Consider the following 23,689-nt stretch of genomic DNA (forward strand, 5'->3'; position numbering starts at 1 on the left):
CCTCGGTTGGGACTACCTTGCCGGACAGACTGGCCGTCCGGCTAACAATCGAGCACGACGATGTGCCCGCCCTCGCGGCGCCAGCGGCCAGCGTCCCGTCCTGGCGTTTGCGCCGCCTGCCTGAGCAAGCCTGGCGCCACGCTGCGTGCCACTTGCAGCAGGGCCGTTTCCACCCGCGCCCTGGGAGCGCGCGCGCCGGTGGCGCCGTCCTGCGCCAGCTCCGTATTGACGGCATCGATCAGATGCACGACCTGGCGCGCCAGTTCGAATTCCTTGTCTTCCGGGCTCAAACCTTCCAGTTCCATGCCGAAGATGCCGGCAGCGCGCCGCTTGAGCGCCTGCGGCGAACCACCATGCAACGGCAACAGGGGCGCCACCACCTTGCCCAGCAGCTGGTGCAGCGGTCCTTCCAGCGGCGTACCGCGCACTTGCCGGCCCGCCGCAGTGGCGCCCAGCTGGCGCGCCAGGAAAGCGTCGAACTGGGCCGGCGCCTGCAATTCCAGCAACTGCGCCGCCAGTGCCAGCTCGTCTTCCTGCTGCAGTGGCAGCAGGCCCGGCGCTTCAGGCAATTCCATTTCGGGACGATAGGCGAGCAGACGGCTGGTCATGGCAGGCTCCGGTGAAAGGCGGGCGGGTGACCCATGCCTCCCTGACGCAAGGGCCATGCCAGCCATGCGCAGGGAAAGGACGCGGGGAAAAAACGGAGCGGGTGGCGAACGGCATTTCGCCGATGACGTAAAAACCATGGTTTCCGGCGAAGCGAGTTTCGTTGCCAAGATGAGCTTTCAAACAAGCTTAATTGGCGGGAATGATTACGTCGCCTATCCGCCACAGTGCGCGTCATCGGCAAAAAATATTTTTCATTTTCAAAGAATAAAGTTCGCCCTACAGCGCCGAAAACAGCATCAACACCATGCCAACGTCAGGCAAATGAAAACGTGGCCAACACGTAAATAGTTAATTGAAAACAGGATTGTGGTAGCTAGGGCCTACAATTAATGGGCTAAAATTTGATTGCCAGAGAGAAACTAAATGACTGACCCAACTTTGCGCCGTTTGCTGGCCATCACATTGCTCAGCCTGCTTGCCGCATGCGGCGGTGGCGGCGACAGCAACACCGGCGCCATCCAGAACCCGGACATCTCGGTGGTTCCTCCAGGGACCACCGCCCCCGGCGATCCGGCAGCCCCCGGCACCACGCCAGGCGATACCATTCCTCCGCCGCCGCTGACCACGCCTCCGGCCGGCCAGGCGGCCACCACCTTCACGCGCCAGGAAGCGTCGCGCTTCCTGGGCCGCGCCACGTTCGGCCCCAACATGGCAGCCATCGATGCGCTGGCGGCCAGCGACAGCGACGCCTGGTTACGCGCGCAGTTTTCCAAGCCGCAAACCTTGCACCGCGCGTATATCGACAAACTGCTGGCGGCCGAAGCGGCCGGAGGTGAAAAGCTGACGTCGCGAGGCTTTGACGAATCGTTCTGGCAGCAAAGCATGCGCGGCGAGGACCAGTTGCGTCAACGCATCGCCTTTGCCCTGTCGGAAATCTTCGTCATTTCCATGCAAAACGATGCCATCCAGCCACGAGTGCGTGGCGTGGCCGCCTACTACGACATGCTGGGCCACCACGCTTTCGGCAACTTCCGCAATCTGCTCAATGACGTGGCCCTGCATCCGATGATGGGGCTGTACCTGTCGCACATGCGCAATCAGAAAGAAACGGCAACCCGTGCACCGGACGAAAATTTCGCGCGCGAAGTGATGCAGCTGTTTACCATCGGCCTGTACCAGCTCAATGCTGATGGCAGCCTGAAACTGGCTGCAGGCAAACCCATCGCCACCTATACGCGCGACGACGTAGTCGGGCTTGCCCGCGTGTTTACCGGCTGGAGCTGGGCCGGTCCCGATTTGAGCAACAACCGCTTCATCGGCAACGTGGCCGATCCCGACCGCGACTGGAAACCGATGCAGAACTACCCTGCGTTTCATTCCAGCGGAGAGAAGCGTTTCCTGGGACAAAGCATATCCGGCGTCACCAGCGGCGAGGCGGACTTGAAACTGGCGCTCGATACCCTGTTCAACCATCCGAACGCGGGACCATTCTTTGCCCGCCAACTGATCCAGCGCCTCGTCAGCAGCAATCCCAGCCCCGCTTATGTGGGCCGGGTAGCGGCCGCCTTTGCCAACAACGGCAATGGCGTGCGCGGCGACATGCAAGCTATCGTCCGCGCCGTGCTGCTCGATCAGGAAGCGCTGGCGGCCAGCGGGACAAGTTTGCGCACCGGCAAGCTGCGCGAACCGATAATGCGCCTCGCCAGCTGGATCCGCGCCTTCGACGCCAAGGCGTCCAACGCACGCTACCGCATCTACTATCTCGATGATCCCTTGACCGGGCTGGGCCAGGGCCCCTTGAATCCCGCATCCGTGTTCAGCTTCTTCCGCCCTTCCTACATACCGCCCAACTCCGCGCTGGCCGGCGCGGGCCTGGTGGCGCCGGAACTGCAGATCACATCGGAGCCGTCCGTCACCGGCTACCTGAATTACATGCAGGATGTGCTCGACAGGGGCGTGGGCGAAGCCCGCGAAATCAAGCCGGACTACACGCGCGAACTGGCACTTGTCAGCGACACGGGCGCGCTGCTCGACCGCATCAACCTGCTCCTGATGCATGGCAGCATGCCCGCCAGCCTGCGCGGACAAATCCTGACCGCCATCAATGGCGTCAGCATCCCCGCGGCCACGGCCAGCAATGCCGCGCAGGTAGCCACGGCCCAGGCCAACCGCGTCAAGCTGGCCATTTTCCTGACCATGGCCTCGCCGGCCTACCTGGTACAAAAGTAAGAGCGATCACATGCAAAATCTCCCCTTTTCCCGCCGCCGTTTCCTCGGTTCCATGCTGAGCCTGGCCGGCACCACGGCCGCCCCCTTCGCCCTGAACCTGGCCGCCATGGGCAACGCCGCCGCGCAAACGGCCGGCGATTACAAGGCCATGGTGTGCCTGTTCATGGCAGGCGGCAACGACGCCTTCAACACGGTGCTGGCCACCGATCCTACGTCATGGAATGAATACGCGCGCCTGCGCAACACGGGCGGCGTCGATTCCATCCATCTGCCCGGCGTGGGCGAGACGGGTGGCGTGCTGCCCATCGTGCCCGCCACCGCGCAAACGGGCCGCGCCTTCGCCCTGCATCCCCAGCTGGCGCCCCTGAAAGACCTGTTCGACAATGGCCGCGCCGCCATCGTGGCCAATGTGGGCACCCTGATCCAGCCGGCCACCCTGGCGCAGTACAAGGCGGGCAGCGTGGCCTTGCCACCCAAGCTGTTCTCGCACAACGACCAGCAATCGACGTGGCAATCCGGCTCACCCGAAGGGGCCAGCACGGGCTGGGGCGGCCGGGCGGCCGACGTGGCCGGCTCGCTCAATACGAATGCCATGTTCACGGCCATTTCCGCTGCGGGCAACACTGTCTTTCTCAGCGGGCGCCAGGTGCGCCAGTTCCAAGTGGGCCAGGCGGGCGCCGTGCCCATCCGCGGCTTGAGCGGCAACCTGTTTGGCAGCACGGGCGGTGCGGGCGCATTGCAAGCCATCATCAACGATGCGGGAAGCGACCTGATCGAACAGGAGCACGTGGCCGTCGTGCAGCGCGCCATTTCCAGCCAGAGCATCCTCAGCGGCGCCATGCTGGCAGCCGGCGCGGGCGGCGTGCCCAATCCCCCGCCCTACATCAATCCGAACACGGGCGTGTCCGGCGTCAATCCGCTGGCCGTGCAATTGCAGACCGTGGCGCGCATCATCGGCGGGCGCGGCGCCCTGGGGGCGAAACGGCAAGTGTTTTATGTGACACTGAGCAGCTTCGACACGCATGACCGGCAAAAAGTGCTGCATGCCGACCTGATGGCCCGCCTGGCCCATGCGCTGGCGTACTTCGACACGACCCTGGCGGCCCTGCAGGGCGCGGACCTGCGGCGCCAGGTGACGACGTTTACAGCGTCGGACTTCGGCCGCACCTTCAGCAGCAACGGCGACGGCACGGATCACGGCTGGGGCGCGCACCACTTTGTCGTGGGCGGCGCCGTGAAGGGCCGCGACATCTACGGCGCCTTCCCCGTCACGGGCCTGGGCCATGAGCTGGACGTCGGTTCCGGCGCCCTGCTGCCGACCACCTCCGTCGACCAGTACGGCGCCACGCTGGCCAAGTGGTTCGGCGTGGCCGACAGCCAGCTGGCCGGGGTCTTCCCGAACATCGGCAACTTCAGCCGGCGCGACCTGGGTTTCATGACGACAATTTAACCGTTCACCGCGACAATCAGGGTGACGACATAGCCCTGCGTGGCATTGCCCGTCACCGTGGCCATCTGCAAGCTGGTGCCGTCGCTGAAGACATTGTCGGTGGCATAGCTGATCTGCGACAGATTGCGCACGCTGGCCGTGTAGCCGCTGGCCGTGTAAGCCTCGCTCAACGTTGCCATCGGAAAAGTAAACTGCGACGTCTTGATGCGGTTCGCGGCAGAGGCCGCCTTGGCCAGGCTGGGATAGACCTCGAAATGCACGTGCGGCATGCGTCCCGCGTAGCAACCGGGAAAGATGGTCGTGAAGCTGAGGTTGCCGGCGCTGTCCGTTTCCTGCACGCCGCGCAAGTAATTCTGCGCCGTCACGCCGCTCGAATACAGCGAATACAAGCCTTCGCGGTCGCAATGCCACAGATAGACGGCGTAGCCGGCCAGGCTGGCGCAATTGCCGCTGGCGTTAAGCAACTGCAAATTGATGGTCAATGGCACGCCCGCCGCCATGCCCGTTGCGCCATTGAAACTGGCGCGGATATCGCTGCGCACGACGCCCGACTGGTTCAGCACGTTGATGATGCTGCCGCCACTCGTGTTCGTGCCATCGGCCGGATACGGCCCGCCCGTTTCTTCGGGAATCACCGTGCAGGCGCCCGTGGTCGGTATCGTGACGGTGCCGGCGCTGCCAGCGGCAGCGCTGCTGCTTCCCGTGCTGCTGGCGTCCGACCCGCCGCCGCAGCTCATCAAAGGCAAGGTGGCGGCGCCGGCCAGCAGCCAGCGCAACACTTGCCGCCGCTCAGCTGCCTGTTGCCGCATCATTTCGAGGTCGGATGCCAGGCCGTGATCATGTAATTCCATACATACTCCATTAAGAGCCTATCCCAGTAGATGAATACATCCCCTGCTGGCGCCCCTCAAAAGCGGGGACTGCGTTGTTCGTCGTTGCGTGGCTCGCCACGCGTCCTCCTCACGCCTTGTCCGCGCTCCTGATACGCTGCCAGCAGAAGACGCTCCCTACCGGGATAGGCTCTAAGTGAGGCAAGCCCGCCAAGGCGGGGCTCAGGCTGGCGCACAGGAACAGCGCCTGTGTCGCATGTCGCGAGAGCGCCTGCAAGCTGCTGCCCGGACGCAAGGCATGGATGCGCATGCTGACTCTCCCTGTGATCGCGCGTGCGTTTTACGGGAGGCGCCGGGGGCCGCGCGGAACTTGGCGGCTGTCGTGCCACTGCTGAGCCTGCTGGCGCTGTTCCGGCGTCAGCACGGCCAGCAATTGCTGCTCCAGCCGCGCCTGCTGCAAGCTGATCTTTGCCATGGCTTGCGCTGCCGTATTCGCCAGCGCGCTGGCCTTGGCATCGTCGTAGGCGCTGGATGCGGCCAGCGCGCGCAGCTGCGCATGGGCCTTGTAGGCGATCTTTTCCTGTTCCCGCAGCAAGGGCGCCTGGGCATAGGTGGCGGCGAAGACCTTGTCCTGCTGCGCTTCGCTCAAATCGATGCCGTGCAGGAACGGCGGCAAGCCTGGCGCGCCCGGGCCATGGCCAAAGCCGGGCGGCGGCCCTTCCACGGTGCGCGCTGGCGGGCCGTCCGGTGCAGCTTCTTGCTGGGCCAGCGCCAGCAGCGGCATGCTGCAGGCGGACAGCAGCAACAGGGATACGGCAATACTCAGGTATTTCATCGGGCTTTCCTTTCGTGACGGTCAGCCCTGATTGTCGGCGCCTGGCGTGTAAAGCAACGTTAGGGTCGCGTAAAAGCGTGTAAAGGAAAGGGGCGAAATGTAAGCAGACGTATGTAAAAGCGGGTAAAACCACCGTGAACAGCCCCCTTTGACTGCTATCATCGGGCGATATTCACCCGAAAAAGCACAGGCATGAGCAAGGTTTTGTTAATCGATGACGATGTGGAACTGGTTGGCATGTTCCAGGAATACCTGACGCAGGAAGGTTTTGACGCCCGCGCCGTGCATGACGGCGAAAGCGGCGCGGCCGAAGCACTGACGGGCCTGTACGCCATCGCCATCCTCGACGTCATGATGCCGCGCATGAATGGCCTGGAAACCCTGCGCCGCATCCGCGCAGGCAGCAACCTGCCCATCTTGATGCTGACGGCGCGCGGCGACGATACGGACCGCATCGTGGGGCTGGAGCTGGGCGCCGACGATTATGTGACCAAACCGTGCACGCCGCGCGAGCTGACGGCGCGCATCCGCGCCATCCTGCGCCGTGCGCAAGCGGCGCCGCCCGATACGTCGGGCCTGGCGCCGCTGACCGTGGGCCAGTTGACGATGTGGCCCGAACAGCGCCGCGCCGCCTGGGCCGGCATGCACCTGGAGCTGACGAGCACGGAATTCAACCTGCTGGAAGTGCTGGTGCGCCATGCGGGCAAGCCCGTCAGCAAGAATCAATTGTCCGAACTGGGCCTGGGCCGGCCCATGGCCCGCTTCGACCGCAATATCGACGTGCACCTGAGCAGCCTGCGCCGCAAACTCGGCAGCCTGGCCGACGGCCGCTCCTGCCTGCAAACCGTGTACCGTCTCGGCTATCAGCTGATCAAGGAGTAAGCGTGGGCCGCCTGTTCTGGAAGTTTTTTTTGTGCATCATGCTGGCGCAAGTGACGGCCACCATCGGCATCGGCGGCACCTTCTGGCTGAAAAACCGGGCCGCGCAGCAGGAACGGGCCCTCGACATCGATACCAGCCCGCCCGCGCAAATGATCATCGAGGCCGCCAGCGCCACCCTGGAAGCGGGCGGCAGCCAGGCATTGCGGCAATTCCTGGGCAAGCTCGAACGCATGCGCGTGTTTGCCGTCGATGCCAAAGGGCAAGAATTGATGGGCCGCGCCGTGCATCCCGCCATGCTGGACAAGGCGCGCGCCATGCTGAAACAGGGCCAGGCCCATCCCGTCGTGCGCGAAGCGGCCGGCAGCGATGGCCAGCGCTACCTGCTGTTCCTGCCCTCGTCCGAACGCTTCCGCAATGCCGAGGCGGGCGCCGCGCGCGACACGCTCATCGCCGTCGCCATGAGCGGCCCGCGCGCCATGGGACCCGGTCCGCGGCCCAACGACGCGGGCGCCCCGCCGCCACGCGGCGAGTTCGGCCGCGGCATGCCGCCGCGCATGGACAGCCCCTACCGCACCTTCATTCCCCTGGCCGCCGCCATCGCCGCCAGCCTGCTGTTCGCCTTTTTGCTGGCCTGGTATTTTGCGCGCCCCATCCGCGACTTGCGGCAAGCGTTCGAAGCCGCTTCGCACGGCAACCTGGCACCGCGCTTTCACGCCAGCGGCAAGCGCGGCGATGAATTGACGGACCTGGGACGCGATTTCGACCGCATGACGGGCCGTTTGCGCAGCCTCATGGATAGCCAGACGCGTTTGCTGCATGACGTCTCGCACGAGTTGCGCTCGCCGCTGGCGCGCTTGCAGGCCGCCATCGGCCTGGCGCACCAGCAGCCGGAAAAGATGGCCGCCTCGATGCAGCGCATCGAACGCGAAAGCGAACGCATGGATAAACTGATCGGTGAACTGCTGACCCTGTCACGGCTGGAAGCGGGCGCCGTGCAAGCGGGCGCCGGGCACGCGCACAGCGAAGATGTCGGCATCGCTGACCTCGTGCACGACATCGTGGACGATGCCCGCTATGAAGCCAGGGCGCGCCTGATGGGCATCGACCTGGCGGTCGACGCGGCCATGGCCGACGCCAGCGTCACGGGCCAGCCGGAACTGCTGGCCCGTGCCGTGGAAAACGTGGTGCGCAATGCCGTCAAGCATAGCCCCGATGGTGGCACGGTGGACGTGGAGCTGTCGCGCCTGCATGATGGCAAGCAGGATTGGCTGCGCATCGCCGTGCTGGACCGGGGACCCGGCGTGGCCAGCGCCGACCTGGCCCGCATTTTTGAACCGTTCTTCCGCGCCAGCAATACCCAGCACAGTACGGACGGCCATGGCCTGGGCCTGGCCATCGCCCGGCACGTCATCAACGTCCATGGCGGCAGCATCGGGGCCAGCTTGCGCAGCGGTGGTGGCCTGTGCGTGGAAATGCTGCTGCCCGTCAAAACGCCAGGCTGACCTGTCGGCGAGCCTGGCGTCTTTTATGCGCGGAGAATGCTGTTACGCCTGCGTATCGATGAGTGTGCCCAGGGTGGACGAGGTCGATTTGGCCGGGCTCGTCGCCGTATCGGCGCTGCTGGCCGGCTGAGCATCTTGCTGCGCCGCCTTTTGCGCGGCGGCCGCCTGTAACTGGGCAATTTGCGCCTGCAAGGCCTGGATTTGCTGCGCCAGCTGCTGCTGCAGCTTTTGCGACGCCTCCGTCTGCTCGCCCTTCTGCGACTCCGTCAACTGCTTTTGCGCCGCCGTGATCTGCTTTTGCAGCGCCGCGATCTGCGAACCGCTGCCCGCACTGGCGCTACTGGCTGCGCTGACCGCGCCGCCTGAACCGATTGCCGCTACCATACTGCCTCCTCAGTGTTTCAATACCAAGGTTAACGGCAAGCATGGGCGCGGATGTAGTGCCGCAGGTGTAAAGGCAGGTAAAGGCAGGTAAAGACGGCTGGCGCCCCTCCCTGCACGGCGATCAGGTCTTCGGCAATGTCACGCCAACCTGGCCCTGGTACTTGCCGCCGCGGTCCTTGTACGACGTTTCGCACACTTCATCGGACTCGAAGAACAGCACTTGCGCCACGCCTTCGTTGGCGTAGATTTTCGCCGGCAATGGTGTCGTATTCGAAAATTCCAGCGTCACATAGCCTTCCCATTCCGGTTCGAACGGGGTGACGTTGACGATGATGCCGCAGCGCGCATAGGTGCTCTTGCCCAGGCAAATCGTCAGCACATTGCGGGGAATGCGGAAATACTCAACCGTACGGGCCAGCGCGAACGAATTCGGCGGAATGATGCAATAGCCCTTGCCCGACACATCGACGAAGTTATTCGCGTCGAAATCCTTCGGGTCGACAATGGTCGTGTTGATGTTGGTAAATAACTTGAACTCGTCGGCGCAGCGGATGTCATAGCCATAGCTGGACGTGCCGTAAGAGACGATGCGGTTGCCGTCGCGCTCCTTGACCTGGCCTGGTTCGAACGGCTCGATCATGCCCGTTGTTTCCGCCATGCGGCGTATCCATTTATCGCTTTTAATCGTCATCGCAGGGGTATCTTTCTAGAATATCGGAATGGCTGGGGCCGCACGCTTGCTGCAGGCGCGGCCCGGATGGCAGGATTTTACGCGAAAATCCGCCGTTGTTGGCCCCCATCCCCTGAAAATCCTTGGCGATATTCTATTGCTTCGCCAGCAATGCCGTGATCATCTCGCGCACCACTTGCGCCGTCAGTTCCGGGTTTTCCATGGGAAACAGATGCCCGCCCGGCACCTGGCGGAAAAACTTGCCGACCAGCTTGCGCGTGGCCTTCAAGCCCGCTTGCCGGCATTCCACCGATTCCGTGCCACCGATAAAACCGATGGGAACAGGAAAACCGTCCTTGACGAGACCGCCGATGTGGTGCGGCAGGCTGCGGTAGACCTGCGTTTCCACTTCGCGCGTAAAGCGCAGCTGCACCCCTTCCGGATGGGGAACCAGGCCGCTGTCGATGTAGTCGCGCAACACGTGCGGCGCCCAGATGGCGAACATGTCCTTGGCCGCGAAGTGTTCATACGCGGCTTGCGCATCCGGCCACAGCTTGCGCCGCCGGGCGGAAAAACGTGACGGCGAGAACCGCTCGCCCAGCGCCGTGTTGCGCGCCAGCCGCACCAGCAAGGCGCGCCAGCCCGCCACCACGGGCGAATCGAGCAAGACCACGCAGCGCACCAGGTCGGGCCGCTGCTTGGCCACCATCACACTGAGCATGCCGCCCAGCGAATGGCCGACGAGGATCACGGGCGCGCTGTAGCGGCGCTCCAGCTCATCGATATACTCGCGCACCAGCTCGGGCCAGCCCGTGCTCACGGGGTAAGCTGGGTCGTGCGCATGCATGTCGAGCGCCTGCACGGTGTAGTGCTGGCCCAGCAAGCCGAACAGCTTGCGGTAGGTGCCGGCAGGATAACTGTTGGCGTGGGCAAAGTGCAGTTGCGGGAGGGTCATCGTGGGTCGGTGCCGGTGAATGCGATAGACAATTGTAATGGCATGCCGGCAAGACGTATCAGAGGAAGGACTCTAATTGCCGGGGCGCATGGGCCATGCCGGGCACGAACGCCGCCAGCACTTCGCCCAGCTCCGCGTTTGAATCCACGACGCAAAAAGCATCGTCGAACGCGTGATGACGGTTCATGGGATTGCGCACGATGATGCATTCCAGTCCGGCCGCGTTGGCGGCGCGCAAGCCGCGCGGCGAGTCTTCGACGGCCACGCAGTCGGCGGCGGCCAGGCCCAGGCGCTGCAAGCCCAGCTGGTAGCCGTCGGGCGCCGGTTTGCTTTCGCCATACATTTCCCGCGTCAGCACGAAGTCGAAGTGGCCGAGCAAGCCCGTGGCAGCATGGCTGATGTCAAAGTGCTGCGCATACGCGCTGGTGACGACGCCCATCGCCACGTGCGGGCGCAGCGCCGCCAGCACTGGCCCGATGCCGGGCATGGCCAGCTGGCGCGCCTGGCGCAGGCGTTGCGCGAACAGCACGGTGCGCTCGGCCCGCAGGCGCTCAACCAGCTCGATGGCGTGGCCCTGCCCCAGCAGCACATGCCAGGCGCCGTAGTTATTATCCAGGAACCAGTCAAAGAATTGCTTCGGCGTCAGGTCTATGCCATAAGGCAAAAGCAAGTCGCGGTTGCTTTCGTAAAACAGCTGCTCGGTGTTGACCAGCACGCCATCGTTGTCCCACAGCACGCCCTGGATGGTTTTCATGGCTTATTGTCGTTCAAAAACTTACTTGAAGAAAATGTCGTAAGACAACTTGACGATCAGCAGCACCAGCAACACGAGGAAGAGGATGCGCACGAAGGCGGCGCCGCGGCGCACGGCGATCCAGGTGCCCGTCAGCGCGCCCAGGATATTGCACACAGCCATCGGTGCGGCCACGGCGTACACCACGTGGCCGGCAGGGATGAAGAAGGCCAGCGCGGCCACGTTGGTGGCGATATTCACCAGTTTCGAGCAGGCCGAGGCGAGGATGAAATCGAAGCCGAAGACGCGGATAAACAGGAAAATCAGGAAGCTGCCCGTGCCCGGCCCGAACAGGCCGTCATAAAAGCCGATGGCGCCGCCGATGACGATGGCGAGGATACGTTCGCGCGATCCGATGGGGCGCGCTTCGCGCGTCGTGCCGAAATCCTTCTTGATGAAGGTGTAGATGGCCATGATGATGATCAATACCAGCACCATGGGGCGCACCACCTGTTGCGGCACGTAGGACACGGCGGCCGCGCCGATGAAGGACATGACGAAGGCGCTGGCCACGGCCGGCAACACCAGCAGCCACGGGATGTGCACCTTGCCGACAAACGAGCGGGCGGCAAACGTGGTGCCGCAGGCGGACGCCAGCTTGTTCGTGCCCAGCAAGGAGGTCGAGGCCATGTTCGGCATCAGGTTGAACAGGGCCGGCAGCTGTATCAGCCCGCCCCCGCCCACGGCGGCATCGATCAGGCCGGCAAAGAAGGCAAATAAACACAGCAGCGAGATGGTCAGCATGATAGGCAGTAAGGAATGGGCGACAGCGGCAGTATAGGCGCCGTGGATTTTTCCGGATGCAACTTCATATTGCGGAAAACGCAATCAGGCGTAACGCTTGACGGAATGCGCCCCATGCGGTTTACTGGCCTCTTTTGCCAGGAGCCGCGCGATGTCGATGAAACTGATGTGGGAGATCCGCGCCTTTTGCACCGTCGTGGAAAAGCGCAGCTTCATCCACGCGGCGCGCATGCTGGGACGCTCGCCGTCGGCCGTCACGCGCGCCATCCAGTTCCTCGAAGACGCCATCGGCGCCGAGCTGATCCTGCGCACGCAAAAGCAGTTCACCCTGACGACGGCCGGCGAAACGTATTACGCGTCGGCCAAGCACTTGCTGGAAACGCAAGCCGAGGCGGAAGACCAATTGGCGGAATTGAGCAATTCGCCGCAAGGCTGGGTGCGCCTCTCGGCACCGGAAATCCTGTCGCTGGGGTTCTTGCCGAAAGTGGTGGCGCAATTTTCGCGCGACTACCCGAATGTGTCGGTGGACATCCATTTCTCGGACAAATCGATCGACCCCATCCAGGAAAAGCTGGACTTTGCCATCCGCGGCGCGTTTCCCCAATCCAGCGAGCTGATCGGCTATCCCCTGTGGAATTACCGCCGCTACATGTATGCCTCGCCCGACTATATCGAGCGCATGGGCGCGCCCGGGGAACCGGAGGAACTGGCCGGCCACGACATCATCATGCACTCGGCCCCCCGCATTCTGCGCGACTGGCATTTCGTTTCCAGCGAGCGCAACGTGCGCTACCAGGTGCAACCGCGTTTCCGCTTCACCTCCGGCATCGCCACCTTCCAGGCGGCCCTGGAAGGCGCCGGCATCGTGCGTCTGGCCAGCTGGCTGGCGGAACCGGCCGTGGCAGCGGGCACCTTGCGGCGGGTCTGCACGGCATACCGTCTCACGTCGTCGAAGGAGCTGGACCCCAGCATCCACGCCGTGTATGGCACCTCGCGCATGGCCAAGGGGGCGCGGCTGTTTCTGGAGTATGTGCGGCAGCGGGGGCTGGAAATACCGGATGAACGTGTAATTTAAGGACTATTTCCCGACGATAGCATCGCTATACACGGCGAACTGCGCGCCATCGAAGTCAAAAGCGGCCACCTCATACATGCCCAGCCGTTCATGCGCGCGCAGCGAGCCTGGATTGTCGCGCCGGATGAATAGCACCGCTTCCTTGCCCGCATGCTGCTCGCGCATGGCAGAGTACAGCAGCGCCAGCAAACCCTGCCCCCGCTCCGAGTCCGCAATGCAGACGGGGCCGTACACATAGGCGTTGCCACTGCCCGCATACGCGGCCAGCATGGCCAATACCACGGGCGCCTGCGCAGCGGCTGGCGCCGCGCTGAACAACACGCCAACGACAGGTCCGTCCGCTGCGCGCCGCGCCACGATGACGGGCGACGCGCCATCCGCCATGCTGGCCACCTTGTCGCGTGAAAACTCGCCCGTCAGGCTGCCGCCCTGCGAGGGGGAATTGGCTTGCAGCAAGGCTGTGATGGAGTCGATGTCGGCGGCCTGGGCCGTGCTGACAAGATAAGGGTGGCTGGAATGGCGCAATCTGGACTCCTGGAACGATGTTGCGGGAGCGTAGCATGAAAGCGCTAGCGCCCATGCCAGTAACGCGGCCGGCTGGCCCGATACAAGGTCACGCCGATACCGTCGCCAAACGCCAGCACCACCGCTCCTTCCACATCCGTGCGCAGCCGCGCAATACCCATGTCCCCATAGCGCGCATACACTTGCGCCTTCGGATGCTTATAACGGTTCCTGTGTCCCACCTGGAAAATCGCCAAGGTCGGATGGACGGCGTTCAGGAACGCCGGCGTCGACGAGGTGCCGCTGCCATGATGGGGCGCCAGCACTACGTCGGCGGCCAGGTCGCCCTCCGCCGAGCGCGCCAGCAATTGCGCCTCTTGCGCCGCTTCGATGTCGCCAGCCAGCAGGATCGAGTGCTTGCCTGCCGTGATTTTCACGGTGCAACTGCGGGCGTTCGGCGTCAAGCTGATGTCCGTATGGCTGGCGGGCAGCGGGTGCAGCATGGCGAAGTGCACGCCTTCCCACGTCCAGCTCTGGCCCGCCATGCAGTGCAGATAGGGGTTGTGCAACGCCCGTCGCGCCTCGACGGCGGGATGGCCATCGAACAGCGACGAGGCCAGCCAGCCCACTTGCACGTTCTCCAACAGAGACATGGCGCCGCCTGCGTGATCGAGGTCGCTGTGGGAAATGATCACGCCGTCCAGCTTGGCTATGCCGCGTGCGCGCAGATAAGGCACGATGACCCGGCTGGAGCCATCGGAATCGAGGCTGTAGGCAGGGCCCGTGTCATACAGCAGGCGGTGGCCAGGCGTTTCCACCAGCACGGCCATGCCCTGCCCCACGTCAAAGGCCGTCACCCACATGCCACCTTGCGGCGGACTGGACGGCAAGGCCGTCAGCAGCGGCAGCCAGCCCAGCATGCCCGCCCAGCGGTGCGGCCAGCCGCGTGGCGCCAGCAGCCAGGCCGTGCCAAACAATGCCCAGCAAAAACTCCACATTGGCGGCGCGGGCGCCGTCCACACGGCAAAGCGGCGCGCGCCCAGCCATTCGAGCACCTGCGCCAGCATCTGCACGATGGTGTGCGCCAGCAGCAGCAATCCGTCAGACAGGGGCGCTGGCAGCAGGCTGCCAGCCAGCGACAAGGGCGTGACGACCAGGCTGATGACAGGAATGGCCAGCGCATTGGCGACAGGCGACACGAGCGACACTTGCGAGAACAGCAGCATCGTCAACGGCACCAGCCCCACCGTCACCACATACTGCGTGTGTGCGCCCAGCGCCACGGCAGCAAGCAAACGGCGCCAGCGTCCGGCCTGCGGCGGCATGGACGCCGTGGTGCGCCCTGCCGTTGCGTACAGCATGGTGGCGACGGCGCCGAACGACAGCCAGAAGCCGGGCCACAGCACGGCCCACGGATCGAGCAGCACGACCACGCCCAGCGCCAGGCACAGGATATGGACGATGCTGGCGATGCGTCCCAGCCACAGGGCCAGCGCCACCACCAGCAACATATACAAGGTGCGCTGCGCGGGCACGCCAAAGCCGGCCAGCAGCACATACAAAAATGCCGCCAGCGCGCCGGCCAGCGCCGCCACCTTTTGCGCCGGCAGCCGCAGTGGCAACTGCCAGCCGGTAAAAAACGAGCGCCGCCACAACGTGCCGGCACCAAGCGCAAAGAGTCCCGCGATCATGGTAATGTGCAGACCGGATATCGAAATCAGATGGCTCACGCCAGTGCGGTTGAACACTTGCCAGTCCGACTGGGGAATCGCCCGCTGGTCGCCCACCACCAGCGCCACGATCACGCCCGCATACTGCTTGCCTTCCAGGCTGCGCACGATGCGCGCGCGCAATGCCGCGCGGCTGGCCTCCACCACGTTGCCGAAGCCGGGCACGAAAGCGGTCAGGCGCACGTTCGGCGTATCGGCGCGCGGCTGCGGCCGCACATAGCCCGTGGCGCGCACGCCCTGCTCCAGCAGCCACGCCTCGTAGTCAAAACCCATCGGGTTCGCATTGCCGTGCGGACGCTGCAAGCGCACCGTCAGGCGCCAGCGTTCGCCAGGCTGCACGTCGCCCACCTCGTTCGTCACTTCATCACGAAAACCTGCGTACCAGGACAGGGCGATCAGGGGCGGCACCTTCGCCCCAACAGCCTTCTCCACGGAAAAATTGAAGCGCACGCCCTGCTCGAAGCGGTACGGCAGGCTGGCTACCGTACCCGTGACAACAATGTCCTGGCCTTCATCAGCCAGCGCCAGTTGCGGCGCCATGGCGGCCTGGGCCAGCCAGGCGGCCCAGTAAAAGCCCAGTCCCACGCCAGCGGCAAGCGCAACAGTGGAACGCCACCAGGAATGCCAGCGCGCATGGCGGCACAGCAGCAGTGCCGCCAGCAGCGACACGCCAGCGGTCACCCACAGCAACACGCCCCCATACGGCGGCAAGCTTGCCTGCGTCTGCAACCAGGCGGCGCCAGCGGCAAAGCCGAGTATCAGGGTGCGCATGGGAGCTCGCTGCGAAAAGGGCTCAACAACTGTGCCCCCTTTCTCCTCTTTACCGTCTGATCTGGCGCAATGGAGCCCTGAATAAGAAGGTTCAGTCACGCCATCCGGCACCACCGCTGGCGGAACTTTCCGCATGCTAAGATGGCCATCCGGCGCAAAGGCGCCACGACTTTGCGGATCTTGCATGACCCTACTGACAGCGGCCGAAACCTATTTACAGGACTTTCATCAAAGGCAAGTCGGCGTGACCAGCACCGCGTTTGGCCACCTGCCGGCCAGTTCCCCCGCCGGCAGCTGGGCCTCGTCCTACTACGTGCTGACCAGTCTGGTACCGGCCGTGGACACGCCATCAAGCGTGCTCGACCTGGCCTGCGGCGACGGCCATCTGCTGGGCTTGCTGGCAGCCAGGCGGCAGCCCCGGCTGCAACTGCTCGGCGTCGACATGAGCCAGGCTGAACTGGCCGCCGCGCGCGCCGCCCTGCCGCCGTCCGTGCATCTGCTGCAAGGCCGGGGCCAGGCTCTCGACCTGCCATCGGCCAGCGTCGATTATCTCGTCTCGCACATGGCGCTGATGCTGATGGACGACATCGAACAAGTCATGCGTGAAATCCGCCGCGTGCTGCGCCCCGGCGGCCAGTTCGCGGCCATCGTCGGCCGGACGTTCTTGCTGGGCGAAGTGAACGACGTTTTCATGCGCGTGTTCAAGCCGGTCGCCAGCACCGAGCTGCCGCCGCTGCGCTTCGGCGATCGCCGCACGGGCTCAGAAGCGGGCTGGCGGGAACTGCTCGATGCCGGTTTCGCAGACGTTGAATTCGACGACATCGACGTCCCATGGACGCCCACGCCGGGCGAACTGTGGACGGCCCTGCTGGACACCTACGATATCGACCGCCTGGACGATGGCGCCAGGCAGCGCCTGCGCGAGGCGTTCCTGGATGCGGCAGCGCATCTGCAAGACAGCGATGGCAAGATCGCCACGGGCTGGGGCCTGCGCCTGGTGCGCGCGCGTGCCGCCTGAACATGCAAGCACCAGGCCCGGCCACCACCGGTCGCCCCCATCGACGGTATAATCGGCCTCGCTTACTTCAACACCCAGGCACGACATGACTTCCTCCGCACTTCCTCCCGATACTTCCACCGACATTTCCGACAGCAGCGAAGACAATAACGATGCCACCCTGGTCGCGGAACTGGGGGAAGTGGCCGAGCATATCCGCCTCGTGAAGATGGAAGGCCGCGTCTTCGTGCGCTTTTCCGGCGTGGTCAAGGCTGGCCATCTGGTGGTGCCGTATGCGCTGGTACCAAGCCAGGGCGTGCTGGCGCGGCCTGCCAAGTGGCGCAAGATGGACCGCGAAACCAAGCTGGCATTGGTGCGCGAACGGGCCAGCGCGGCCGTCTTCGAAGAGCTGCGCCAGCACGTGATCGATTTCGTCGCTGATATCGCGGGCCTGAGCGAAGACGTCGACACGGACCCGATGGTTTTCCTGCATACCCTGGCCGACATGCAGACGTCGGAGCCGGCCGGCATGGTGTTCGACCGCATCCGCCAGCGTTTCAATCACGCCATCGAGCGCCAGCAGGAAGAACAGCACGCGGCGCGCACGCGCCAGAGCATCAACCTGGCCGAGTATCCAGCCTCGTTCGAGATGGCGCGCCGCCTGCCGCGCCGCTTCATCGCCCTGCTGGGCCCCACCAATTCCGGCAAGACGCACCGCGCCATGGAAGCGCTGGTGAAGGCAAAGAGCGGCATCTATCTGGCGCCATTGCGCCTGCTGGCCCTGGAAAACTACGAACGCCTGCAGGAAGCCGCGCCGCATGGCAAGCCGCTGGCCGTGAGCCTGATCACGGGCGAGGAGCGCAGGGTCGTCGACGGCGCCACGCACGTGGCCAGCACAGTGGAAATGCTGGACACGAAAACCGTCGTGGAAGTGGCCGTCATCGATGAAATCCAGATGCTGGCCGACCCGGACCGGGGCGCCGCGTGGACGGCCGCCGTCTGCGGCGCGCCCGCCCACACGGTCTACCTGGTGGGGGCACCCGAAGCGCGGCGCGCCATCGAGGCGCTGGCGGAGCGCCTGGACTGCCCGCTGGAAGTGCACGTACTCAAACGCATGGCGCCCCTGTCGATGGAGCCGACGGCCGTGCGCAAGGTGCGCAACCTGCGCCGCGGCGACGCCGTCATCGCCTTTTCGCGCCGAGAAGTGCTGATGTGGCGCGACATGATCACGGAAACGGGGCTGTCAGTGGCCACCGTCTACGGCAACCTGTCGCCGGAAGTGCGGCGCGCGCAGGCGCAGCGCTTCCGCGACGGCACGGCCGATATCGTCGTCGGCACGGATGCGCTGGCGATGGGCTTGAACATGCCGATCGCGCGCATCGTCATGACCACCTGCGTCAAATACAATGGCCGCGAAGAGGAAGAGATTTCAGCCGCGCTGGCGCGCCAGATCGCCGGGCGCGCGGGCCGCTACGGCGTGCATGAAGAGGGCCTCGTGGCCGGCTACGACAACGAAACGCATGAAGTGATGCGCGCCCTGCTGAAGGAAAAGCTGCATCCGCTGAACACCAGCGGCTTTGCCGTGGCGCCCTCGCTCGAACATCTGCACCGCATTTCATCGGTGACGGGCGAACTGTCGCTGTCAAAACTGCTGCGCCGCTTCATCCACAATATCGACGTGCCGGACGGCTTTTTCTTCCCCCGCATCACGGAAGACCAGAAGGAACGGGCCGTCTGGCTCGACACCCTGCCCCTGTCCGTGGCCGACAAGTTCACCCTGTCGCTGGTGCCGATATCGAGCAAGGTGCCGTCCCTGCAAACGGCGTGGGAGCACTGGGCGAAGAATCTGTCGCAGGGAAAAACGAGCACCTTGCGCCAGCACGCGTACGGCGGCGGCACGCAGAATCTGCAGCAGGTGGAAGACACCTGCCGCTACTATTCCGCGTATGCCTGGCTCAGCTACCGCCTGCCCGAGTTCTTCCCCGATATCGCCGTCGCGCAAAACCTGTCGCGCGATGCGTCGGAACGGGTCGACTCCATCCTGCGCGCGCACAATGCGGCTTCGCGCGGACGGTCGAAGAAGTTCAAATAAGCCTCAACCGAGCGGCCAGAACCAGACCTCGCCACAATCCCAGTAGCATTCGGTGCCGCACACCTTCACGCCGATGGACGGCAGCAGGATGTCGATATGGCCGCCCGCGCCGCCCAGGTAGCCGGGAATGCGGAAGAAGGCGACCAGGCCCTGGCGCTGGCCGATGCCGGCCATGGCGGCATCCCGGCTGAATTTTTCGGGCGCGCCGAACATCGAGGGGCTGGCCAGCATGTGCGCCAGCTTGGCCTGTCCCGGTTCGATCAGCGCGCCCCTGAACGGTCCCTTGCGGATGGCCATGCGGCCTCTGACCTGGACGCCGGCCTTGATCAGGGCCAGGCTGACGCGGATGGCGCAGGTGTTGGCAAAGCTGTCCTTGCCGATCAAGTCTTCCCAGCCGATTTCGCGGAACAGGGCTGCCTGGTCGACGGCCGCCACGCTCGAGTAATTTTCACGCAGATTGATGAATGCAGGTTTCACGCCGACCTCCCGTTGCCCCTGGTGCCAGGGGACATCAGGCAGATTGTAGGAGGATGCCGCAGCCCCGCACTGAGCGAAGTCAAGCGATCTGCATTACGGCTTGGCCACCTCGTAATGCAGTTTCAGCACCAGCCCATTATGGTCGTCGGCCATATAGATATCGCCATCCTGGCCCTGCTTCACGTCGACGGGCGCGCCCCTGCCCTGTTTGCCCTTGCGTTCCCAGTTGCTGATCAAGTCGACGGACTTGCCCATAGGCGCACCGGCCTTGTCGGGCAGCAGGGCCACCAGGCGGTGGCCGTTGCTGCGGTAGCCGTGGTAACCGATGATCAGGCTATTTTTGTACAACGCAGGGAAGCGGCTGGCCGTGTAAAAAGTCATGCCCAGCGGGGCGGCATGGCCGGGCAGCAAACGCTCCGGCGCCGCATATTGGGCGTCGCAAGCCGTCTTCGGATATTCGGGACTGGCCACATTGTCGTCGTAGCAGTACGGCCAGCCGTAGTGCCGGTCTGCCTTGATCAAATTCAGTTCTTCGTGCGGCAGGTTCTCGTCGCTTTTCAGTTGCGGCATGGCGGCCTGGATGGCGTCGCGCGAGTTTTCCGCCTGCCACAGCTCGCCCGTCGCAGGGTGAAAAGCCAGCGCCATCGAATTGCGCAAGCCGCGCGCATGCGTGCGCCAGCTCGTCACCGTGCCGGCCGGCCAGGCCATCGTGTATTCGCGGATGGCTCCCAGCGCTTCCAGGCCTTCCGCCGAAGGACAAGCCTTGGCCGGGTCGGGCGCCTTGCCATCATTCTCGCAATGGTCGGTGCTGGAACCCACGTTCACATACAGGTCGCCCTTGGGGCTGAAGCGCATGTTCGTCAGGAGGTGCAAACCGAGGCCCGGCAGGCGCGGCGTCTTGGCCTTGCCGCCGATCACGTCGGTGAGGGTGCGCGTGGTGTCGCGCAGGTCGAAGCGGAAGATACGCCCCACCTCGCCCACGTAGACCATGCCGTCCGGCCCCTGCACGATGCCGTTCGGCCGATCGAGCTTGTCGAGCAGCAGCTTGCGCTCGTAGCCGCCACCGGCCGCCTTGGGCTGCAACAGCCACAATTTACCCTGCTTCGGCGCCCATCCCGTCATATCCGTGACGAGGATGTCGCCATTCGTCAGCGGCAGCACGCCACGGGGAAATTTCAGGCCGTCGGCCAGCACGGCCACGCAAAAGCCGGCCGGCGTGGTGACGTCGAGGCGCGGCATGCCGTCGCACTGGGCGCTGGCCGTCGCCGCCATGGCGGGCGCCAACACGGTGGACATACAGGCTGCCAGGGCGCCCGCAAGCATTTTCTTGTTCATGGTCTCACTCCATCAGGGGTAGTCGGGGCATCACGGCGCGCGCATTGGCGCTGGTGGCAACGGCCACGTCGGCCAATGCCAGGCCGCGCAGCTCGGCCAGCACGGCGCCAATGCGCGGCAATTCTTCGGGGCTGTTGCGGCCCGGGTGGACCCAGCTGGGGGAAATGTCGGGTGCATCCGTCTCCAGCACGATGGACGCCAAAGGCAAGTCGGCGGCCATGCGGCGTATCTGCAAGGCGCGGGTAAACGTCATGGCGCCGCCGAATCCGAGCTTGAAACCGAGGTCGATATAGCCCTGCGCCTGCTGGAAGCTGCCGTTGAACGCGTGCGCGATGCCGCCGTTCGGGCGGATCTGGCGCGCGTGTTTGAGGACGATGTCCTGCGAGCGGCGCACGTGCGTCAAGACAGGCAAATCGAAGTCGCGGGCGATCTTCAGCTGCTCGCGCAGGAAATGCTCCTGCTTGGCGCGCATGGCCGGCTCGCACAGCATGGGGATGAAGAAGTCGAGGCCGATTTCGCCGATGGCGACAAAGCGCGGGTCGTTCATCGCCAGGGCCACGGCCTCGCGCAGGGCGATCAAATCATCTTCCGTGGCGTGCGGCACGTAGATCGGGTGGATGCCCAGCGCATAGCAGGCGTTGGGCGCCGCAGCCGCCAGGTCGCGCACGATGGCGAAATTGGCCCGTTCGACGGCGGGAATGACGATCATCGCCACGTCCTGCTGCTGCGCGCGCGCCGCCACCTGCAGCGATTCGCTGCCGAATTCATGCGCGTCGAGGTGGCAGTGCGTGTCGATCCACAGCATGGCGGCTCCTTAATATTGATAAGGCTGCAGCCCTTCGTCCGTCAGGCGCAGCACGCGGTCGCAGCGCTTGGCCAGCTCGATATCGTGCGTGACAATGACGAAGGCCGTGCCCAGGGTGCGCGACAATTCCAGCATCAGGTCGAAAATCTGTTCGGCCGTGGCGTGATCGAGGTTGCCCGTCGGTTCGTCAGCCAGCACGCAGGCCGGCTGCGTGACAAGGGCGCGGGCCAGGGCCACGCGCTGGCGCTCGCCGCCCGACAACTCGCCCGGCGTGTGCGTGACGCGCTTGGCCAGGTTCACGCGCGTGAGGATCTGCTGCGCCAGCTCGGTGGCCGGCGCGCGCTTCATGCGCCGTATCATCAAAGGCATGGCGACGTTGTCCAGCGCGGAAAACTCGGGCAGCAGGTGGTGGAACTGGTAGACGAAACCCAGCGAGGCGTTGCGCAAGTCGCCGCGTGCCTTTTCGCTGAGGTTAGCGAAGTCCTTGCCCAGCAGGGTCACCTTGCCGCTGGTGGGCGTATCGAGGCCGCCCAGCAGGTGCAGCAGGGTCGATTTGCCGGAACCCGAGGCGCCGACGATGGCGACCCGCTCGCCGCGGTGGACGTCGATGTCGATGCCGGCCAGCACCTGCACCTTGTAGCTGCCCTGCGTAAAAGTCTTGCCCAGGCCGCGGCAGGAAAGCACGGCAGAATCGGCGGAAGCGCCATTGGAGGCAGGTTTGTTCAGATCGGTCATGGTCGTAGTCAGTGGTTTATTCATAGCGCAGGGCTTCCGCAGGTTTGACGCGGGCAGCCCACCAGCTTGGGTACAGGGTCGCCAAAAAGGCGAGGATCACGGCCAGCACGCCGATCTTGGTGACGTCGGGCCAGCGCAGGTCGGACGGCACGGTGCTGATGAAATAGATGTCCTTGGAGAGGAACTGCACCCCCAGCAGATGCTCGATGAAGGGCACGATGACGTCGATGTTCATGGCCACCAGCACGCCGCCGCACACGCCCAGAATTGTGCCCAGGATGCCCACCAGCGCGCCCTGGATCATGAAGATCTTCATGATGGAACGGGGAGAAGCGCCCAGGGTGCGCAAAATCGCGATATCGGCCTGCTTGTCCGTCACCGTCATCACCAGGGTCGAGACCAGGTTGAAGGCGGCCACCGCGATGATCAGGGTCAGGATGATGAACATCATGCGCTTTTCCGTCTGCACGGCAGCGAACCAGTTGGCATTGAGCTTGGACCAGTCGCGCAGCCACAGGTCGCCCGGCATGGTTTTTTTCAGTTCCGCCGCCACTTGCGGCGCCTGGTTCATGTCGGCCAGGCGCAAACGCAGGCCGGACGGGCCATCGAGACGCAGCAGGCGCTGGCCGTCTTCGATATTGATGAAAGCCAGACCGGCGTCGAATTCATTGTGGCCCGCCTGGAAGATGCCGCTGACGGTAAAGCTGCGCATGCGCGGCAGCACGCCGGCCGGCGTGACCTGGCCTTGCGCCAGCATCAGCGTCACTTTTTCGCCGAGGTTGACGCGCAGGGCGCGCGCCAGCTCGATGCCCAGCACGATATTGAAGGTGCCAGGCTGCAGGGCCTTGAAGCTGCCCATGCGCGTCTGGCCGGCCACGTCGGAAACGTTCGGCTCTTCCTCGGGCAGCACGCCGCGCACGATGGCGGGGCGCAGCGCATCGTCGCGCAGCAGCATGCCCTGCGTTTCCACGAACGGCGCGGCGCCCTTCACGGCCGGGTTTTTAAAAGCTTGCGCCGCTTCCGCGCGCCAGTCCGGCATGCTGCCGCTATTGTCGAACACTTCCACGTGGGCCAGCACGGACAGCATGCGGTCCGTCACCTCCTTCTGGAAACCATTCATCACGGACAGCACGACGATCAGCGCCGCCACGCCCAGGCCGATGCCGGCCATGGAAATGAGGGAGATGAAGGAGATAAAACTGTTGCGGCCACTGCGCTTGCCGGCCCGCGTGTAGCGCAAGCCGACCAGCCATTCGAAGGGCAGATTCTTGAAAATACTCATTGT

Annotated in this window: 23 protein-coding genes; 8 read left to right on the top strand and 15 right to left on the bottom strand. The window is 64.5% G+C overall.

The features are described from left to right. Positions 1–41: 41 nt before the first annotated feature. Positions 42–608: a hypothetical protein gene (locus U0004_RS17925; protein WP_099393913.1), complete on the bottom strand. Its 567-nt coding sequence runs from the start codon at positions 606–608 to the stop codon at positions 42–44. Between the two features lie 55 nt (positions 609–663). On the opposite strand from U0004_RS17925, the gene U0004_RS17930 reads away from it, so the two are divergent. The 3 genes from U0004_RS17930 to U0004_RS17940 all read left to right on the top strand — a co-directional run bounded on the left by U0004_RS17930 (position 664) and on the right by U0004_RS17940 (position 4,288). Beyond that, a complete protein-coding gene (locus U0004_RS17930; protein WP_139144078.1) occupies positions 664–957 on the top strand; it encodes a hypothetical protein in 294 nt (97 codons plus the stop codon). A 75-nt stretch (positions 958–1,032) separates the two neighbouring features. Beyond that, a complete protein-coding gene (locus tag U0004_RS17935; protein WP_070254213.1) occupies positions 1,033–2,838 on the top strand; it encodes a DUF1800 domain-containing protein in 1,806 nt (601 codons plus the stop codon). A 10-nt stretch (positions 2,839–2,848) separates the two neighbouring features. Then, a complete protein-coding gene (locus tag U0004_RS17940; RefSeq protein ID WP_070254212.1) occupies positions 2,849–4,288 on the top strand; it encodes a DUF1501 domain-containing protein in 1,440 nt (479 codons plus the stop codon). Here the strand turns inward: U0004_RS17940 and U0004_RS17945 are convergent. Then, a complete protein-coding gene (locus U0004_RS17945) occupies positions 4,285–5,139 on the bottom strand; it encodes a dioxygenase family protein (protein WP_070254211.1) in 855 nt (284 codons plus the stop codon). The genes U0004_RS17940 and U0004_RS17945 overlap by 4 nt on opposite strands. A gap of 319 nt (positions 5,140–5,458) precedes the next feature. Further along, positions 5,459–5,953, bottom strand: coding sequence for a Spy/CpxP family protein refolding chaperone (locus tag U0004_RS17950; protein WP_070254210.1), 495 nt, complete (start codon positions 5,951–5,953; stop codon positions 5,459–5,461). A 192-nt stretch (positions 5,954–6,145) separates the two neighbouring features. On the opposite strand from U0004_RS17950, the gene U0004_RS17955 reads away from it, so the two are divergent. After that, entirely contained in the window at positions 6,146–6,835 is a 690-nt protein-coding gene (locus tag U0004_RS17955; protein WP_034784412.1) for a response regulator transcription factor, read from the top strand. A gap of 2 nt (positions 6,836–6,837) precedes the next feature. Next, complete coding sequence (locus U0004_RS17960) at positions 6,838–8,337, top strand: HAMP domain-containing sensor histidine kinase (protein ID WP_070254209.1); 1,500 nt, start codon at positions 6,838–6,840, stop codon at positions 8,335–8,337. Between the two features lie 42 nt (positions 8,338–8,379). Here the strand turns inward: U0004_RS17960 and U0004_RS17965 are convergent, their stop codons facing one another. The 5 genes from U0004_RS17965 to U0004_RS17985 all read right to left on the bottom strand — a co-directional run bounded on the left by U0004_RS17965 (position 8,380) and on the right by U0004_RS17985 (position 11,883). Continuing rightward, complete coding sequence (locus U0004_RS17965; RefSeq protein WP_070254208.1) at positions 8,380–8,721, bottom strand: FlxA-like family protein; 342 nt, start codon at positions 8,719–8,721, stop codon at positions 8,380–8,382. Between the two features lie 121 nt (positions 8,722–8,842). Further along, a complete protein-coding gene (gene dcd, locus U0004_RS17970; protein ID WP_034755486.1) occupies positions 8,843–9,412 on the bottom strand; it encodes a dCTP deaminase in 570 nt (189 codons plus the stop codon). 133 nt (positions 9,413–9,545) lie between these two features. After that, the gene (locus U0004_RS17975; RefSeq protein WP_034784409.1) at positions 9,546–10,346 is read right to left on the bottom strand and encodes an alpha/beta fold hydrolase; all 801 of its coding nucleotides are present in this window, start codon (positions 10,344–10,346) and stop codon (positions 9,546–9,548) included. A gap of 58 nt (positions 10,347–10,404) precedes the next feature. Beyond that, a complete protein-coding gene (locus U0004_RS17980; protein ID WP_070254207.1) occupies positions 10,405–11,100 on the bottom strand; it encodes an HAD family hydrolase in 696 nt (231 codons plus the stop codon). Positions 11,101–11,121: 21 nt separating this feature from the next. Further along, on the bottom strand, positions 11,122–11,883 hold the full coding sequence (locus tag U0004_RS17985; protein WP_034784407.1) for a sulfite exporter TauE/SafE family protein: 762 nt from the start codon (positions 11,881–11,883) through the stop codon (positions 11,122–11,124). 151 nt (positions 11,884–12,034) lie between these two features. Here U0004_RS17985 and U0004_RS17990 point away from each other — a divergent pair, with 151 nt between their 5' ends. Continuing rightward, positions 12,035–12,958 (top strand): LysR family transcriptional regulator, encoded by a 924-nt coding sequence (locus U0004_RS17990; RefSeq protein ID WP_034784406.1) that lies wholly within the window; start codon positions 12,035–12,037, stop codon positions 12,956–12,958. Between the two features lie 3 nt (positions 12,959–12,961). On the opposite strand, the gene U0004_RS17995 is transcribed toward U0004_RS17990, so the two are convergent. After that, entirely contained in the window at positions 12,962–13,483 is a 522-nt protein-coding gene (locus tag U0004_RS17995; protein ID WP_070254206.1) for a GNAT family N-acetyltransferase, read from the bottom strand. A gap of 44 nt (positions 13,484–13,527) precedes the next feature. Then, entirely contained in the window at positions 13,528–15,963 is a 2,436-nt protein-coding gene (locus U0004_RS18000; RefSeq protein ID WP_070254205.1) for a DNA internalization-related competence protein ComEC/Rec2, read from the bottom strand. Positions 15,964–16,147: 184 nt separating this feature from the next. Here U0004_RS18000 and U0004_RS18005 point away from each other — a divergent pair, with 184 nt between their 5' ends. Together U0004_RS18005 and U0004_RS18010 are read left to right on the top strand one after the other, a co-directional pair. Beyond that, on the top strand, positions 16,148–16,981 hold the full coding sequence (locus tag U0004_RS18005) for a class I SAM-dependent methyltransferase (protein WP_070254204.1): 834 nt from the start codon (positions 16,148–16,150) through the stop codon (positions 16,979–16,981). A gap of 85 nt (positions 16,982–17,066) precedes the next feature. After that, positions 17,067–19,052 (top strand): helicase-related protein, encoded by a 1,986-nt coding sequence (locus tag U0004_RS18010; protein WP_115057523.1) that lies wholly within the window; start codon positions 17,067–17,069, stop codon positions 19,050–19,052. A gap of 3 nt (positions 19,053–19,055) precedes the next feature. Here U0004_RS18010 and U0004_RS18015 read toward each other — a convergent pair whose 3' ends face one another. From U0004_RS18015 to U0004_RS18035, 5 genes are all read right to left on the bottom strand, one after another. Then, positions 19,056–19,529, bottom strand: a complete 474-nt coding sequence (locus tag U0004_RS18015; protein WP_070254202.1) for a T6SS effector amidase Tae4 family protein — start codon at positions 19,527–19,529, stop codon at positions 19,056–19,058. Positions 19,530–19,622: 93 nt separating this feature from the next. Beyond that, positions 19,623–20,864 carry a PQQ-dependent sugar dehydrogenase gene (locus tag U0004_RS18020; RefSeq protein WP_034788533.1) on the bottom strand — a complete coding sequence of 414 codons (1,242 nt, stop codon included), beginning with the start codon at positions 20,862–20,864 and terminating at the stop codon, positions 19,623–19,625. Positions 20,865–20,868: 4 nt separating this feature from the next. Next, entirely contained in the window at positions 20,869–21,666 is a 798-nt protein-coding gene (locus U0004_RS18025; RefSeq protein WP_070254240.1) for a TatD family hydrolase, read from the bottom strand. Positions 21,667–21,678: 12 nt separating this feature from the next. Next, complete coding sequence (gene lolD / locus U0004_RS18030) at positions 21,679–22,404, bottom strand: lipoprotein-releasing ABC transporter ATP-binding protein LolD (RefSeq protein ID WP_034788536.1); 726 nt, start codon at positions 22,402–22,404, stop codon at positions 21,679–21,681. A gap of 16 nt (positions 22,405–22,420) precedes the next feature. Next, on the bottom strand, positions 22,421–23,686 hold the full coding sequence (locus tag U0004_RS18035) for a lipoprotein-releasing ABC transporter permease subunit (protein WP_070254201.1): 1,266 nt from the start codon (positions 23,684–23,686) through the stop codon (positions 22,421–22,423). Between the last annotated feature and the right edge of the window lie 3 nt (positions 23,687–23,689).

Origin of the sequence: Janthinobacterium lividum, from assembly GCF_034424625.1 — a bacterium.
In the GTDB taxonomy this organism is placed as follows: Bacteria; Pseudomonadota; Gammaproteobacteria; order Burkholderiales; family Burkholderiaceae_D; genus Janthinobacterium; species Janthinobacterium lividum.

Bases quoted from the DNA above. Each gene is read 5' to 3' on its own strand.
- U0004_RS17925 (WP_099393913.1), bottom strand. From the start codon at position 608: ATGACCAGCCGTCTGCTCGCCTATCGTCCCGAAATGGAATTGCCTGAA.
- U0004_RS17930 (WP_139144078.1), top strand. From the start codon at position 664: ATGCCAGCCATGCGCAGGGAAAGGACGCGGGGAAAAAACGGAGCGGGT.
- U0004_RS17935 (WP_070254213.1), top strand. From the start codon at position 1,033: ATGACTGACCCAACTTTGCGCCGTTTGCTGGCCATCACATTGCTCAGC.
- U0004_RS17940 (WP_070254212.1), top strand. From the start codon at position 2,849: ATGCAAAATCTCCCCTTTTCCCGCCGCCGTTTCCTCGGTTCCATGCTG.
- U0004_RS17945 (WP_070254211.1), bottom strand. From the start codon at position 5,139: ATGGAATTACATGATCACGGCCTGGCATCCGACCTCGAAATGATGCGG.
- U0004_RS17950 (WP_070254210.1), bottom strand. From the start codon at position 5,953: ATGAAATACCTGAGTATTGCCGTATCCCTGTTGCTGCTGTCCGCCTGC.
- U0004_RS17955 (WP_034784412.1), top strand. From the start codon at position 6,146: ATGAGCAAGGTTTTGTTAATCGATGACGATGTGGAACTGGTTGGCATG.
- U0004_RS17965 (WP_070254208.1), bottom strand. From the start codon at position 8,721: ATGGTAGCGGCAATCGGTTCAGGCGGCGCGGTCAGCGCAGCCAGTAGC.
- dcd (WP_034755486.1), bottom strand. From the start codon at position 9,412: ATGACGATTAAAAGCGATAAATGGATACGCCGCATGGCGGAAACAACG.
- U0004_RS17975 (WP_034784409.1), bottom strand. From the start codon at position 10,346: ATGACCCTCCCGCAACTGCACTTTGCCCACGCCAACAGTTATCCTGCC.
- U0004_RS17980 (WP_070254207.1), bottom strand. From the start codon at position 11,100: ATGAAAACCATCCAGGGCGTGCTGTGGGACAACGATGGCGTGCTGGTC.
- U0004_RS17985 (WP_034784407.1), bottom strand. From the start codon at position 11,883: ATGCTGACCATCTCGCTGCTGTGTTTATTTGCCTTCTTTGCCGGCCTG.
- U0004_RS17990 (WP_034784406.1), top strand. From the start codon at position 12,035: ATGTCGATGAAACTGATGTGGGAGATCCGCGCCTTTTGCACCGTCGTG.
- U0004_RS18000 (WP_070254205.1), bottom strand. From the start codon at position 15,963: ATGCGCACCCTGATACTCGGCTTTGCCGCTGGCGCCGCCTGGTTGCAG.
- U0004_RS18005 (WP_070254204.1), top strand. From the start codon at position 16,148: ATGACCCTACTGACAGCGGCCGAAACCTATTTACAGGACTTTCATCAA.
- U0004_RS18010 (WP_115057523.1), top strand. From the start codon at position 17,067: ATGACTTCCTCCGCACTTCCTCCCGATACTTCCACCGACATTTCCGAC.
- U0004_RS18020 (WP_034788533.1), bottom strand. From the start codon at position 20,864: ATGAACAAGAAAATGCTTGCGGGCGCCCTGGCAGCCTGTATGTCCACC.
- lolD (WP_034788536.1), bottom strand. From the start codon at position 22,404: ATGACCGATCTGAACAAACCTGCCTCCAATGGCGCTTCCGCCGATTCT.
- U0004_RS18035 (WP_070254201.1), bottom strand. From the start codon at position 23,686: ATGAGTATTTTCAAGAATCTGCCCTTCGAATGGCTGGTCGGCTTGCGC.